Origin of the sequence: Aeromonas sp. Y289-2 (assembly GCF_027705925.1) — a bacterium.
In the GTDB taxonomy this organism is placed as follows: domain Bacteria; phylum Pseudomonadota; class Gammaproteobacteria; order Enterobacterales; family Aeromonadaceae; genus Aeromonas; species Aeromonas veronii.
On sequence record NZ_JAPDCH010000002.1, the window covers coordinates 264,587 to 278,443 of the forward strand.

The 13,857-nt window shown below is 60.0% G+C and carries 10 protein-coding genes; 4 read left to right on the top strand and 6 right to left on the bottom strand.

What is annotated here, in order from left to right:
• Nucleotides 1-144 precede the first annotated feature (144 nt).
• Nucleotides 145-1,161, bottom strand: coding sequence for an aspartate-semialdehyde dehydrogenase (locus OKC43_RS05520; RefSeq protein WP_005344937.1), 1,017 nt, complete (start codon nt 1,159-1,161; stop codon nt 145-147).
• A gap of 194 nt (nt 1,162-1,355) precedes the next feature.
• Complete coding sequence (locus OKC43_RS05525) at nt 1,356-2,477, bottom strand: 4-phosphoerythronate dehydrogenase (RefSeq protein WP_236271177.1); 1,122 nt, start codon at nt 2,475-2,477, stop codon at nt 1,356-1,358.
• Nucleotides 2,478-2,725: 248 nt separating this feature from the next.
• Between OKC43_RS05525 and OKC43_RS05530 the strand changes: the two genes are divergently transcribed.
• The 3 genes from OKC43_RS05530 (at nt 2,726) to OKC43_RS05540 (ending at nt 5,842) form a co-directional block, all read left to right on the top strand.
• On the top strand, nt 2,726-3,469 hold the full coding sequence (locus OKC43_RS05530; RefSeq protein WP_236271176.1) for a phosphatase PAP2 family protein: 744 nt from the start codon (nt 2,726-2,728) through the stop codon (nt 3,467-3,469).
• Between the two features lie 99 nt (nt 3,470-3,568).
• The gene (gene rnt, locus OKC43_RS05535) at nt 3,569-4,246 is read left to right on the top strand and encodes a ribonuclease T (protein WP_005333780.1); all 678 of its coding nucleotides are present in this window, start codon (nt 3,569-3,571) and stop codon (nt 4,244-4,246) included.
• Nucleotides 4,247-4,519: 273 nt separating this feature from the next.
• Nucleotides 4,520-5,842, top strand: a complete 1,323-nt coding sequence (locus OKC43_RS05540; RefSeq protein ID WP_005344933.1) for a Na+/H+ antiporter family protein — start codon at nt 4,520-4,522, stop codon at nt 5,840-5,842.
• 490 nt (nt 5,843-6,332) lie between these two features.
• Here the strand turns inward: OKC43_RS05540 and OKC43_RS05545 are convergent, their stop codons facing one another.
• The 4 genes from OKC43_RS05545 to ydiJ all read right to left on the bottom strand — a co-directional run bounded on the left by OKC43_RS05545 (nt 6,333) and on the right by ydiJ (nt 12,604).
• On the bottom strand, nt 6,333-8,234 hold the full coding sequence (locus tag OKC43_RS05545; protein WP_005337260.1) for a DEAD/DEAH box helicase: 1,902 nt from the start codon (nt 8,232-8,234) through the stop codon (nt 6,333-6,335).
• Between the two features lie 180 nt (nt 8,235-8,414).
• On the bottom strand, nt 8,415-8,876 hold the full coding sequence (locus tag OKC43_RS05550) for a hotdog fold thioesterase (RefSeq protein ID WP_124929190.1): 462 nt from the start codon (nt 8,874-8,876) through the stop codon (nt 8,415-8,417).
• A gap of 168 nt (nt 8,877-9,044) precedes the next feature.
• Nucleotides 9,045-9,533 (bottom strand): hypothetical protein, encoded by a 489-nt coding sequence (locus OKC43_RS05555; protein ID WP_236271175.1) that lies wholly within the window; start codon nt 9,531-9,533, stop codon nt 9,045-9,047.
• On the bottom strand, nt 9,533-12,604 hold the full coding sequence (gene ydiJ / locus OKC43_RS05560) for a D-2-hydroxyglutarate dehydrogenase YdiJ (RefSeq protein WP_236271174.1): 3,072 nt from the start codon (nt 12,602-12,604) through the stop codon (nt 9,533-9,535). The genes OKC43_RS05555 and ydiJ overlap by 1 nt, the downstream gene beginning before the upstream one ends.
• A 167-nt stretch (nt 12,605-12,771) precedes the next feature.
• On the opposite strand from ydiJ, the gene OKC43_RS05565 reads away from it, so the two are divergent.
• Nucleotides 12,772-13,698 (top strand): cation diffusion facilitator family transporter, encoded by a 927-nt coding sequence (locus OKC43_RS05565; RefSeq protein WP_005361338.1) that lies wholly within the window; start codon nt 12,772-12,774, stop codon nt 13,696-13,698.
• Nucleotides 13,699-13,857 lie beyond the last annotated feature (159 nt).

The window sequence follows — 13,857 nt, forward strand, 5'->3', positions numbered from 1 at the left end:
ACCCTGAGTGTAGGAAAAAACTTAATCAGTTGATATCGCAACAGAATCTTGAAGTGACGGAGTGCGGCATGGGTCACACCCCGGTTTGATCACAGGCCGGATGCGCAGCATTCCCTGCTGCGCATCTGTGGCATCTGACCAGCCTTACAGATAGTCGCGAACCAGCAGCTCGGCAATCTGTACACTGTTGGTTGCCGCGCCCTTACGAACGTTATCGGCCACGATCCACATATTGATACCACTTGGATGAGAAATATCCTGGCGCACCCGACCCACCAGCACCTCATCCTTGCCGGTTGCATCACGCACCGGGGTCGGATAGTCCCCTTCGTCATCAAACAGGGTCACACCCGGCGCATTGCGCAGCAGATCCTTGACCTGTTCGGCATCGAGCGGCTGGTGCAGTTCGACGTGTACCGCCTCGGCGTGGCCGTAGAAGACCGGCACCCGCACGCAAGTCGGATTCACGGCAATGCTGGCATCGCCGAGGATCTTCTGGGTTTCCCATACCATCTTCATCTCTTCGCGGGTGTAGCCGTTGTCAGTGAAGCTGTCGATCTGCGGGATCAGGTTAAAGGCGATCTGTTGCGGATAGAGGGTCGGTTCCACCGGACGACCGTTGAGCAGATGAGCAGTTTGTCCCGCCAGCTCGCTGACCCCCTCTTTGCCGGAGCCTGACACGGATTGATAGGTGGCCACGTTGATGCGGGCAATGCCCACTTCGTCGTGCAGCGGCTTCAGGGCCACCAGCATCTGGATGGTGGAGCAGTTGGGATTGGCGATGATGTTGCGATTGCGAAAATCGGCCAGCGCATCCGGGTTCACTTCCGGGATCACCAGCGGGATATCTTCGTCGTAACGGAAGCAGGAGGTGTTATCGATGACGATGCAGCCGTGTTCGGCAGCAATCGGCGCCCACTTGGCAGAGACCTCGGCACCGGCGGAGAAGAGTGCGATCTGCACCTGGCTCCAGTCAAACTCCTCCACATCGAGGATCTCGAGGTTCTTGCCGCCAAAGCGCACGGTATCACCGGCGCTGCGGCTGGAAGCCAGCGGATAGAGGGTCGCTACCGGAAATTCGCGCTCTTCCAGGATCTCGATCATCGCCTGACCCACGGCGCCGCTGGCACCCAATACCGCTACGTTAAACTGCTGGCTCATTCTGTTCTCCTCTGATAATGCTGCAATGGCGCCGGGTGGCGCCATGGTCGGCAGGCGCTCGCACGGCAAGATGACGCTGCCTGATATGGCTGAGCCAGCGCAGCAGGATCTGCGCCAGCTCAGTAAAAAAATGGGGGCGAGGTAGCCAGTACGGCTCACCCCTTCCGGTTATCGTCCAACTCCCAGGCCCCGATTCAGGGGCGTGACAGCGCAAATCCCAGCTCGCCCAGCGCCTGGTCGGCAAACGCACCCTCAACCTGCAGGGAGGATAGTTCACGGCGCTCGGGATAGTGTTTGCGCTGCTCGTCAAAGCTGCCGGGCAGGCCGAGTCGGGCCCGGAAACGGGCATCATCGCGACGCACATCATAGACCAGATGCACCAGCTGCTTGATCAACGCCTGATCCGGTGCGCGGCCCGGCACCACTGCCTGCACATCGGGGGCAGGCAACAGCTGACTCAAATCCTGACGAGGCTGGCGTCCCAGCTGCTGGCAGAGCGCCTGATAGAGCATCCAGGTACCGCGGGCCTTCCCCTCCAGGCTGTAACCGGCGATATGGGGGGTGGCAATCTCGGTATGGGGCACCAGCGCAGCCAGTGGCTCGGGCTCGTTCTCCCACACATCCATCACCAGTCGCAATGGCGCATCGCCCAACTGACGTGCCAGCAGGGCCCGGTTATCCCACACCTCGCCACGGGAAGCATTGATCAGGATCTGCCCGGCAGGGCGCGCGGCAATTTGTTCGGCATCCAGCAGATGGTAGGTGGCATCCACTCCTTCACGGGTGATGGGCACGTGGAAACTGACGATATCGGCACCAAGAGCGGTCTGATAATCGACAAAGCCCGCATCGGGATTATCCCGCGCCTTGAGTGGATCGCAGCGCAGTACCCGCATGCCGAGCGCTTGGGCCTTGCCAGCCACACACTCGCCGGTATTGCCCGCGCCAATCACCGCCAGCGTCATGGCCGAGAGGTCGAGTTCATAGCGCTCCGCCAGCACCAGCAAAGCGGAAAGCACATAGTCCCCCACCGAATACTTGTTGCAACCGGGGGCGCTGAAGAAGGGAATATTGCGGCTTGCCAGCAGGGCCTTGTCCACATGGTCTGTGCCTATGGTGGCGGTGCCGACAAACCCGAGTTTGGGGCAGGTCGCCAGCAAATCGCCGTTGACGCGGGTGACCGAACGCACCAGCAGCACATCGGCATCCAGCAGATCGCGGGCCTGCATCTGCCGTCCGGGCAAGGGGATCACCTCGCCAAATTCGGCAAACAGCTCCACGGCATGGGGCATATTCTCATCAACGACTATCTTCATCGGGCTCTCTTTGGTCACAACCGCCACGGGGGCGCCATTCTAGCGCAAAGCCGTCCGAGATTTCAGCCTGTGATGCAATCCGGTGCGAAACGGGACCACATTGCGCGGCAGCCGCTCCATCCGCCCGCTCAAACAGCGGATGTCGCCACAAATGTGTAAGCAGAGGTAACAAACGTGCTGCTCGGCTTTGTCCGGGCATATCACGGTGGCACAATGCCCCTCTTTTTTCGCGATCGCCCATACCCACCATGCCGCCACACGCTTCGTCGCTCCCAACGTCAACCGCTTCACTCACCCGCAGTCAGGTGCTTGGCTTCACAGCCCTGTTGATCCTGCCCCTGCTGATGCTCGCCACCCTGCCCTGGCAGCCTTTTCTGACCAGTTCACTGCAATCAGGCTGGCTATGGTGGTCATACGCCCTCACCCGCATGGTCGATCTTCCCGGGATCGGGGTCAGTGGCGCCCTCTTGCTGTTGCTGACCCGCTACAAACTCAAACTGAAGCTGGCTCCCTTCATTGCGCTGGGATGCGCGCTGGCAGCCCTGCTCGCCAGCGACTGGGTGCTCAAGAGCCTGATCAAACACCTGACCGAAGAGCCCAGACCCTATCTGCTCTGGCTGGAGAGTCAGGCGCTGATCCCGGCCATCAAGAGCTTCTACGCCACTAGCGTCGATGTGCGCAGTGAACAGGTTCACGCCGCCAGCCAGTTGCTGGCCCTGCCAGAGTGGCTCGGCCACCACTGGCAGGCCGAGGTAAACTACGCCTTCCCCTCCGGCCACAGCATCGCCGCCATCAGCCTGGCCCAGTTCTTTGGCCTTATCTGGCTTGCCCGAGCCCCCACGGGCGTCTGGCTGCTGCCGTTGTGGGCGCTAGGGGTTGGTCTGTCGCGCATGGTGATGGGAATGCACTGGCCGGTGGATGTGCTGGCCAGCGCCCTGCTGGGGTCGCTCACGGCGCTGATTGCCGCCCGCTGGTGGCTGCACAGATATTGAATCCGGCGCCATCTTGGCGCGGCATCCTGCATGGGATGGGGGGACAAGCCAGCGCTTTTTTGCCATAATGCCGCCTCATTTTATCCCGACCGAGATCCCATGACCGACGCAGTTCATACCCTCAAGGGCCGTTTCCGTGGTTTTTACCCCGTCGTCATCGATGTTGAAACAGCCGGGTTCAACGCCAAGACCGATGCCCTCCTCGAAATCGCGGCTTACACCCTGAAAATGGATGAGCAGGGCTGGCTCGTTCCCGATCAGGTATTCCACTTTCATGTCGAACCCTTCGAAGGGGCCAACCTGGAGAAAGCCGCGCTGGAGTTCACCGGCATCGACCCCTACAACCCGTTGCGTGGAGCTGTCTCAGAAAAAGAGGCGCTGACCGAGATCTTCAAGGGGATCCGCAAGGGGATGAAGGAGCAGGATTGCGGCCGCGCCATCATAGTGGCCCACAACGCCACCTTTGATCACGGCTTCGTGATGGCTGCCGCCGAGCGCGCTGGCCTCAAGCGCAATCCGTTCCACCCGTTTGCGACCTTCGACACCGCAGCCCTCTCCGGATTGGCGCTGGGTCAGACCGTGCTGGCCAAAGCGTGCCAGAGCGCCCGCATCCCGTTTGACAATAAAGAGGCGCACTCTGCCCTCTATGACACCGAACGCACCACAGAGCTGTTCTGTCATATCGTTAACCGCTGGAAGAGCATGGGGGGTTGGCCGCCAGCGCATCCGGATGATGACACAACCGATGCTCCTGCCGATGATGAGGGGCAAGAATAAACGGATGAAGGCTGCCACTGGCAGCCTTCGCTTTTTGGGGAAATGATTGATTGCACGGCGCACCGGAAATCGCCATCAATGTCACTATCCACGGCTGCGCACGGGATGCACGCAGACAAACAGGTCACAAACCCTCATGTTGAGCAACCTTGTGCCACATGCTGCTGCGATATCAGGGGTTTGACTGATTTTTTACTCGACATTTGTCACATTTTTCGCAAACTAACTCCCCTTCACATGACAGACAGCAATAACAAACTATAAGGAAATCAAATGAATCCAGTTGTTATCGCAGTCGGGCTGATGCTGGTGCTCAGTCTGCTGCGGATCAATGTGGTGGTCTCCCTGGCGCTGGGGGCCATAGCTGGCGGCCTGGTCGGTGGGCTGTCGTTGACCGATACCCTCACCACCTTCAGTGGTGGTCTGGGTGGTGGCGCCGAGATTGCTCTCTCCTACGCCATGCTGGGCGCCTTTGCGGTTGCCATCTCCCGCTCCGGGATCACCGACCTGCTGGCCCGCAAGGTGATCAGCCAGTTGGGTAAGGATGCCAGCTCGACCCGCATCATGTGGGTCAAGACCCTGCTGCTCTCTTCCGTGCTGGCCGTGGCGATCTCCTCCCAGAACCTGATCCCGGTTCACATCGCCTTTATTCCCATCCTGATCCCGCCGCTGCTGCATGTGATGGCGCAGATGCAGATCGACCGTCGTCAGGTGGCCTGTGTCATCACCTTTGGCCTGACCGCCACCTATATGGTGCTGCCGGTCGGCTTTGGTGGCATCTTCCTCAACAACATTCTGGCCAAGAACCTGATCGATAACGGCGTGCCCATCACCACCAGCCAGATCCCGCTGGCGATGGCCATTCCGGTCGCCGGTATGGTACTGGGCCTGCTGATTGCGGTATTCATCAGCTATCGCAAACCGCGCCAGTACGATCTGGCCAAGATCCTGGATGCCGAGCCCGAAGCGGTCGAACTCAACCTCACCCACATTTGGGTGGCCCTGCTGGCCATTGGCGTGGCGCTGGGGCTGCAACTGATGACCAACAGCATCGTGCTGGGTGCGCTGGCTGGTTTTGTCATCTTCACCTGCGGCGGCGTCATCAAGTTTCGCGAAAGCCAGGATGCCTTCACCCAGGGGGTACGGATGATGTCGCTGATCGGCTTCATCATGATCTCTGCCGCCGGTTTTGCCGCCGTGATGAAGGCAACTCACGGGGTCGACTCTCTGGTTCAGGTGGTCGCCTCCGGCATCGGTCAGCACAAGGGGATCGCCGCCTTCCTGATGCTGCTGGTGGGTCTGCTGATCACCATGGGGATCGGTTCTTCCTTCTCCACCGTGCCCATCATCGCCACCATCTATGTGCCGCTCTGTCTGCAGCTTGGCTTCTCACCAATGGCGATCATCGCACTGGTTGGTACCGCTGGCGCGCTGGGGGATGCGGGTTCACCAGCCTCCGACTCGACTCTGGGGCCCACCTCCGGCCTCAACGCAGATGGTCAGCACGACCATATCTGGGACAGCGTGGTGCCCACCTTTATTCACTACAACATCCCGCTGGTGATCTTCGGCTGGATTGCCGCCATGGTGCTCTGATAGCCCCTCGGGCTGCGAACTCTGCACGTCACAATGCACAACAAGAAGGCGACCAGATGGTCGCCTTCTTCATTGATGCCAACCAATTACCCCGCTCGATATGAATAATGGCTGCCTGCTAGACAAAGCCTCTGAGCGGCCACCTAGTCGCCACCCCTTGCGACCGCCGGAGTTAGCGGGCGCAATGCTGTCACTCCCCATCCAACTATCCGCCCAAGTGCACACGTCCCAACGCTTGCCAATACAGAGAAACGGCTGCCAGCCCAGACCTATGGCAGAACGACGGATGATACCCGACCACGTCACAACCGCCTGTCGAGTAGAAAAGGTATTCTCTCTTTCCCCGACATCCAGTTATCAAATAGTGGCCATCATGCGCTCACCCATGTAACGGCTTATGCCGATCTGGCGTTCAGTAAGAACACAGGGTAAACCGCAGGCAGAAAAAAGGCCGCTCAATGAGCGGCCTTCTTCATAACGGGATCAGCAATCAGCTTTCGCGACGCTTGCCACCGAATTTGCGATCTTTGTTGAAGCCACCTTCACGGCGCTCCCCGCTCTTGTTGAACGGACGGTCACCCTGGGGACGGCGATCCTTGTTGAAAGGACGGTCGCCACGGAACGGACGATCACCACGGGGCGGACGGCTGCTGGTGTTGCCACCGGCCGGCACTTCGGTGTAGCGGGTGATCTGCAGCGGACGCTGGCAAACACGGGCTTTCTTGATCACTTCCAGTACATCGGCGGTCATGCCTTTCGGCAGATCGACGGTGGAGAAGTCATCAGCGATGTCGATGTTGCCGATGAAGCGGCTCTCGATGTTCGCTTCGTTGGCGATGGCGCCTACGATCTGGCCCGGCTTGACGCCGTGATGGGCACCCACGTCTACGCGATAGCGCTCCATCTCCACATCCGGGTTGTCTTTCAGCGGACGCGGTTCGAGGGACGGCATGCGACGGGCAGGACGATCGCCACGGTCACCGAAGTCACGACCACCACGGTCGTTGAAGTCACGGCGCTCGAAGCCACCACGATCGTTGCCAGCATTCAGCAGCGGATCTGGAATGGAGTCATCCAGCAGCAGCGGTTGGTCACCCTGTACCAGCTTGGCCAGTGCGGCAGCCAGCTCCAGCGGATCGGCAGAATCCTCTTCGATCAGCTCGTTTACCAGATTGTGGTAGATCTCGAGCTCTTCACCCATCATGGTTTCGCGGATACGCTCCTTGAACTTGGCCAGACGATGCTGGTTGATGTCCTCGGTGCTCGGCATCTTCATCGGTTCGATGGCCTGACGAGTTGCGTGCTCGATGGCGCGCAGCATGCGACGCTCGCGGGGAGCAACGAACAGGATGGCTTCGCCTTTACGACCGGCACGACCGGTACGACCGATACGGTGAACATAGGATTCGGTGTCGTACGGAATGTCGTAGTTCACTACGTGAGTGATGCGCTCAACGTCCAGACCACGGGCAACAACGTCGGTGGCGATAAGGATGTCCAGCTGGCCCTGACGCAGTTTGTCGACGGTACGCTCACGCAATTTCTGCGGGATGTCACCGTGCAGCGCTTCACAGGCGTGACCACGGGCGGCCAGCTTGCCAGCCAGCTCTTCGGCAGCGTTCTTGGTACGCACGAATACCAGCAGGGCTTCGTAGGATTCCACTTCCAGCAGACGGGTCATGGCGTCCAGCTTGTGCAGACCGGTTACCTGCCAGTAACGCTGGCGAATAGTGGTCGCGGTAGCAGTCTTGGAGGCGATCTTGATCTCTTTGGGCTGCTTCAGGTGCTTCTGGGCCACGCGACGGATCTGCTCCGGCATGGTGGCAGAGAACAGGGCAACCTGACGAGTGCTCGGGCACTGCTCCATGATCCAGTCAACGTCGTCGATGAAGCCCATACGCAGCATTTCATCAGCTTCGTCCAGTACCAGTGCTTTCAGGCCGGAGAGGTCCAGGTTCTTGCGACGGATCAGGTCCATCACGCGGCCCGGAGTACCGACGACAACCTGGGCACCGCGACGCAGGGCGCGGGTCTGGGTTTCGTAGGAGGCACCGCCGTAGATGGGCAGTACGTGGAAATCAGGCATGTGGTGGGCGTAGCGTTGGCACGCTTCAGCCACTTGCAGCGCCAGTTCGCGGGTAGGCGCCAGCACCAGGATCTGGGTGTTGCGGTTACCAGCTTCCAGACGAGACAACAGAGGCAAGGCAAAAGCAGCGGTCTTCCCTGTACCGGTTTGCGCCTGCCCCAGCAGATCGTGTCCCGCCATCAGGTGGGGAATTGCTGCGGCCTGGATCGGTGACGGGCGCTCATAGCCCACGTCCTGCAGCGCTTTCAATACAGGCGCGGCCAGTCCAAGCTCACTAAAAAGGGGCAGTTGTTCGGTATCAGACATAGATTCTTCCAGATTAAGGCAGGCGGCTAACACCGCGGAATAGCAAAAAGGCGGCGATTATAGCGCCACTTTGTTCTGCTGTCTTGAAAAATGTGATAAGCCTCTCAAGACGTTGGCAATTATAGAGGGATCTGACGAGTATGGCTTGCTTATTTTGCACTCATAGTGCGTTATTGCAGATCACTCCTCGCTGGAGTCCTTGCCCCGCTTGTGTTTGAGCACCGCCATGGTCAGTCGGCTGGTGCACAATAAACGCTCACGTTCGTCCCGAATTTCAATCTGCCACACCTGGGTCGTTGCTCCCAGATGGAGCGGCGTGCAACGCCCGGTCACCACCCCTTCCCGTTTGGCTCTCAGATGGTTGGCATTCACCTCCAGCCCCACACAGTAGCTATCTGGCCCGACCGCCATATTGGCGGCAATCGATCCCAAGGTTTCCGCCAGCACCACAGATGCGCCGCCATGGAGCATGCCTAGAGGCTGGTGGGTGCGGTGATCCACCGGCATAGTGGCCTCCAACCAGTCTGGGCCAAAAGCGGTATAGATGATATCGAGGTGGGCCATCAGGGTGTTGCGAGAGGTGGCATTGAGCCCCTCCAGACTCATGGGTTTACGCCAGATGGGCGCAATATCGTGACTCATTGCGAGCAGACTCCTTATGTAAGCGATGAATGCGTACCGATATGGGTGAAACGCCCTCCATCGGCAACATGGTTCGGTTATGTGAGTTGTTGGTTACCGGGTGACGTGGTAACAACGCAGCCCCAACCCAGCGCTGCGTGTTACACAATCATGCCCTTAAGCGGGATGTCACCAGGGGTAGGTAACGCCGGGCCACTCGGACCAGGGCACATCTCGCCCCGGCAAGCGGGGGTCTGGCCACTGCCACACCCTGGCGAGCCAGTCGCGCAGCAGCCCTTCCAGCTCCTCATCCGTGATGGGCGCCTCGGCCACCTTCCAGAAGAAGAGCTCCACCGCTACCTCTGGCAACACCGAGGGATAGAGATAAACCCCACCCCAAAATTGCGGCTCCCGATCCGGGCTCCAGAGGCCATAGGCAAAGGAGCGCTTGGCCAGAAACTCCGACTGCTGCCACTCCAGATCCCCTTCGTGCTGGCTCAGGCTGAAGTTGGCGGAGGGCCAGAGATCGTTCGGGCGAAACAGCTGATGAAGCTGCTCGCGCTCGCGCAACATGGCGACAAACTCCACCACCGCCTGAGCGGGAGTGGCGGGTAACAGCAAGAAACGCGGGTGCCGATAGGCCTTCGGCACCCGAAACCGCTTGGGGAACGTCAGCATCAGAGCAGCTCCAACAGGGCTTGCAATGGATGTTTGAGCTTTTCCCCCTCCATCCGCTTGACCTGACTGCGGCACGAATAACCGGTCGCCAGACAGCGTCCCTTGGGCAGACGCGCGAGTGGCTCGGCCCAGCTCAACCCATAAATTCCCTTGGAATTCTCCACCTGTTTGACGTCGTGACCATAGGTGCCCGCCATACCGCAGCAACCCACAGAGACCGGCTGCAAGCTGGCCCCGAAGCGGCCAAACAGGGTGCTCCAGTCACCGTGAGTGGAGGGCTTGGCGGTCTTCTCGGTGCAGTGGGCAAACAGATACCAGGGCTCGCTCCCCTCCTCGCTCTTGGTCTTGTCGGTTCGAGCAGGCAGTTGATCTACCGGCAGCGAGAGCAGCCACTCCTGCGGCAACAACACCTGAAAATCGCCGCGAGCCGACCCCAGCGCCTTGGCATACTCGTCGCGATAGCAAAGCACCATGGCCGGATCCACCCCCACCATGGGAATGCCAAGCGCCGCTACCTTATTGAGGAACTGGGCGCTGTTGGCCGCGGTACGGGCAAAGGCGCGCAGGAACCCCTTGATATGCTGGGGTTTACCGTTCGGTTTAAAGGGCAGCAGATAGGGCTGGAAACCGAGCTTGCTGGCGAGTTTCACCAGGTCGCGCACCACGGGGGCATCGTAATAACTGGTGAAGGGATCCTGCACGATGAGCACTACCTGCTTGCGCTGCTCGGCACTCATGCGCTCCAGTCCCGGCAGATCAAAATAGCGGGCACGGTTGTCGTGCAGGCTCTCGGCAAGGGTCGGCACCGAGAGCAGCGGCACATCGACCATGCCGATACTCTTCTCGGTCGCCTTCTGGGCCCACTCTTTTTCGAGGAAGAAGTTGACCAGCTTCGGCGCCTTGGCAAGCAGCGGGGCATAGCTCTCCACCGTGCCGACAAAATAATCCTTCGGCGCACGCAGGTAGCGGCCGTGATAGAGCTGCATAAAGCGGGAGCGAAAATCGGGCACATCCACCTTGATCGGGCACTGGCTGGTGCACGCCTTGCAGGCCAGACAGCCCGCCATCGCCTCCATCACCTCGTGGGAGAAGTCATACTCGCCGCGCTGTTTGGCCCAGCTGTTGCGCACCTTGTCCACCAGCTGTTTGAAGCGCACACCACCGGATTGCAGCGCCACCTCTTCCGCTAGCGGATCGAAGCCCTGCTCCGCCAGCTGACGCAGCCATTCGCGCATCAGTCCCGCCCGCCCCTTGGGGGAGTGGCGGCGATCGCGGCTGATCTTGACCGAGGGGCACATGGGGGAGTCGGTCTCGAAGGTGAAGCAGAGACCGTTGCCGTTGCAATCCATGGCGCGGGTGTAGCTGGTGCGCACCGCGAGCGGGATCTGGCGGTCATACTTGCCGCGCTTGGGCCCATCCACCGACACCAGCTCAGCGCCGCTGCCATACGGAATACAAATTTTGCCCGGGTTGATGCGGTTGCCCGGGTCGAACGCCCCCTTGACCCGCTGCAGCTCTTCCCACAGCTCGCCAAAGAAGGCGGGGCTGTATTCGGAGCGAAAGCCCTTGCCATGTTCCCCCCACATCAGGCCGCCATATTTGGCAGTGAGCGCTACCACCTGATCGGAGATGCGGCGCAGCAGCACCTCCTGCTCGGGATCGCACAAATCCAGCGCCGGGCGCACGTGCAGCACACCGGCATCGACGTGGCCGAACATGCCGTAGTCGAGGCCGTGGGCGTCGAGCAGGGCACGAAACTCCATGATGAAATCGGCCAGTGACTCGGGCGGCACGGCGGTATCTTCGGTGAAGGCCACCGGCTTCTTGCGCCCTTCGGCGTTGCCCAGCAGCCCCACCGACTTCTTGCGCATGGTGTAGATGGTTTCGATGCTCGGCAGGTGGTCACACACCTGATAGCCGATGATCCCCGCCTCGCCCTTGGCCAGCAGCGCGTCGATACGGCGGCACAGCTCCGCCACCTTGGCCCTGTGTTCTGCCTCGTCGGTATCGGCAAACTCGACGATGTTGAGCCCCTGCAGATCCTTGCCGGGCACATCCTGAATAAGTTCTTTCACCGAATGCCAGATGATGTCGGCGCGGGCCAACCCGAGCACCCGGGAATCCACCGTCTCCACCGACAGCGCTTGGGCCTCAACCATAAAGGGGGCGTTGCGCAGGGCAGAGGGAAAACTGTCGTACTTGACGTTGACGAGCGTCCGGTAGCGCGGGATTGGCGTGATATTGAGTCTGGCTTCGGTGATAAAGCCGAGAGACCCTTCAGATCCGCACAGCACCCGGCTCACATCCAGCGTGTCGGTATCGGGTTGATAGAGGTGCTTGAGATCGTAACCGGTCAGAAAGCGGTTGAGCTTGGGGAAGGTCGCCTCGATGTCGGCGCGGCGCTCCTTGCCTATATGATAGAGGGTGCGATAGATCTCCCCTTCCCGATTCTCCAGCGCCAGCTTGTCGGCCAGTCGCTCACCGGTCAGCGGCTCGGTCGCCATGATATCGCCATTCTCCAGCACCGCTTTGAGACCCAGCACGTGATCCGAGGTTTTGCCGTAGACCAGAGACCCCTGCCCCGAGGCATCGGTGTTGATCATGCCGCCTAAGGTGGCGCGGTTGGAGGTGGAGAGATCCGGCGAGAAGAAGTAGCCGTGGGGCTTGAGATAGGCGTTGAGCTGGTCTTTCACCACCCCGGCCTGGGCACGCACCCACCCCTCCTCCAGATTAATTTCCATGATCTGGTTCATATAACGGGAGAGATCGACGATAATGCCGCCGCCCAATGACTGACCATTGGTGCCGGTACCGCCACCGCGAGGGAAAAAACTCAGGGAGGCGAACGCCGGCTCTGCGGCCAGCTTGAGCATTGCTGCTATGTCGTCCGCACTGCGCGGATAGAGAACCGCCTGAGGTACTACCTGATAGACGCTGTTATCCGTCGCCATCGCCAACCGGCTTGCATAAGACTTTTCGATATCACCACGAAATGCGCTGCGCTCTAGCAACTCAAGAAACTGCAGGGTTGCGGGTGACAAACTGTCCTGGTAATCGAGTCTCGGGATCATGAATCCTTGTTCCCATCCTTTGCTTGATGCCGGCACGCCGGCGACAACGACTGGCCAGCCGCCTGTCAATGGCAGTCAGGCCAGTCCGCTCACATGTGAGCGGGCAGTATATCAGCTAGAAAACCGCTTGCGCTTGGCAATATTCACCATTTGAAAGGAGGACTTTTATGGCTCACCACAGCCATGTTATCAGTACGCTGGTCACCACCGAAAAACAGGCGCTTACCCTGTCGCTGTTCGGTTGTATCACCTTTGCCATCTTCGGCATCGGCTACGGCCTCTTCGTCGGTTCCAACGCCATCATGCTCGATGGTATCTTCACCCTGTTCAGCATGGGCATGACGGGCCTCGGTCTTGTTACCGCCTATCTCGTTACCCGCCCTTCCGATGCGCGCTTCCAGTACGGCTATGCCCACTTCGAGCCCATCACCAACGTCATCAATGGCACCATTATTCTGCTGCTCTGCCTTGGCGCTCTCTATAGCGGCATCACCACCCTGCTGGATGGCGGACGGGAGATCGATCTCGGCCACGCCCTTATCTATGCCGCCGTCTCCACCTTCTTCTGCGCCATCATCTATCGCATCGAAGCCCAGGTCGCCGAGCAGGTAGACTCCGAGCTGGTGCGGGTCGACTCCAAGGAATGGCTGGTGGATACCCTGCTCAGCGCCACTCTGCTGATTGGCTTTGTGGTCGCCATCGGCCTCGATGCCATCGGCTACGGCCAATACAACCGCTACATAGACCCGGTGCTGGTCTCGCTGCTGGCCCTCTGCGCCACCCTCATTCCCATCAAGGTGCTCGGTCGCAACCTGCGGGAAGTGTTGAAGATCGCCCCCAAGGGGGATGTGCCACGGCAAGTCGAGCAGGAGATCGAGGCGCTGCGCCAGCGCCACGGCATCGAGTGCTACAGCCATCTGGCCAAAAGCGGTCGCCGTTTCGATCTGGAATTGAACATTCTGGTGGCGCCGGGTCAGGAGTGGCCCGTCGAACGTCAGGATGCCTTGCGTCAGGAGCTCTGGTCTCGCCTTGGCGATACCCTTGGGGATGCCTGGCTGTCGGTCTGTTTCACCCGCGAAAAGCGCTGGTTGTAACGACCGCATGGGGGAGCGTGGCACCGCCGCCTCCCCCTGTCGCATCACAACCCCATCACGCCCCACTGACACTGCTCTTGCCAAATTGGCGCCAGCCGCTATCATCAGGGCTCATTTTTCACCCGAGGTTTTATTGCCCATCATGGACAATCCCCGAAG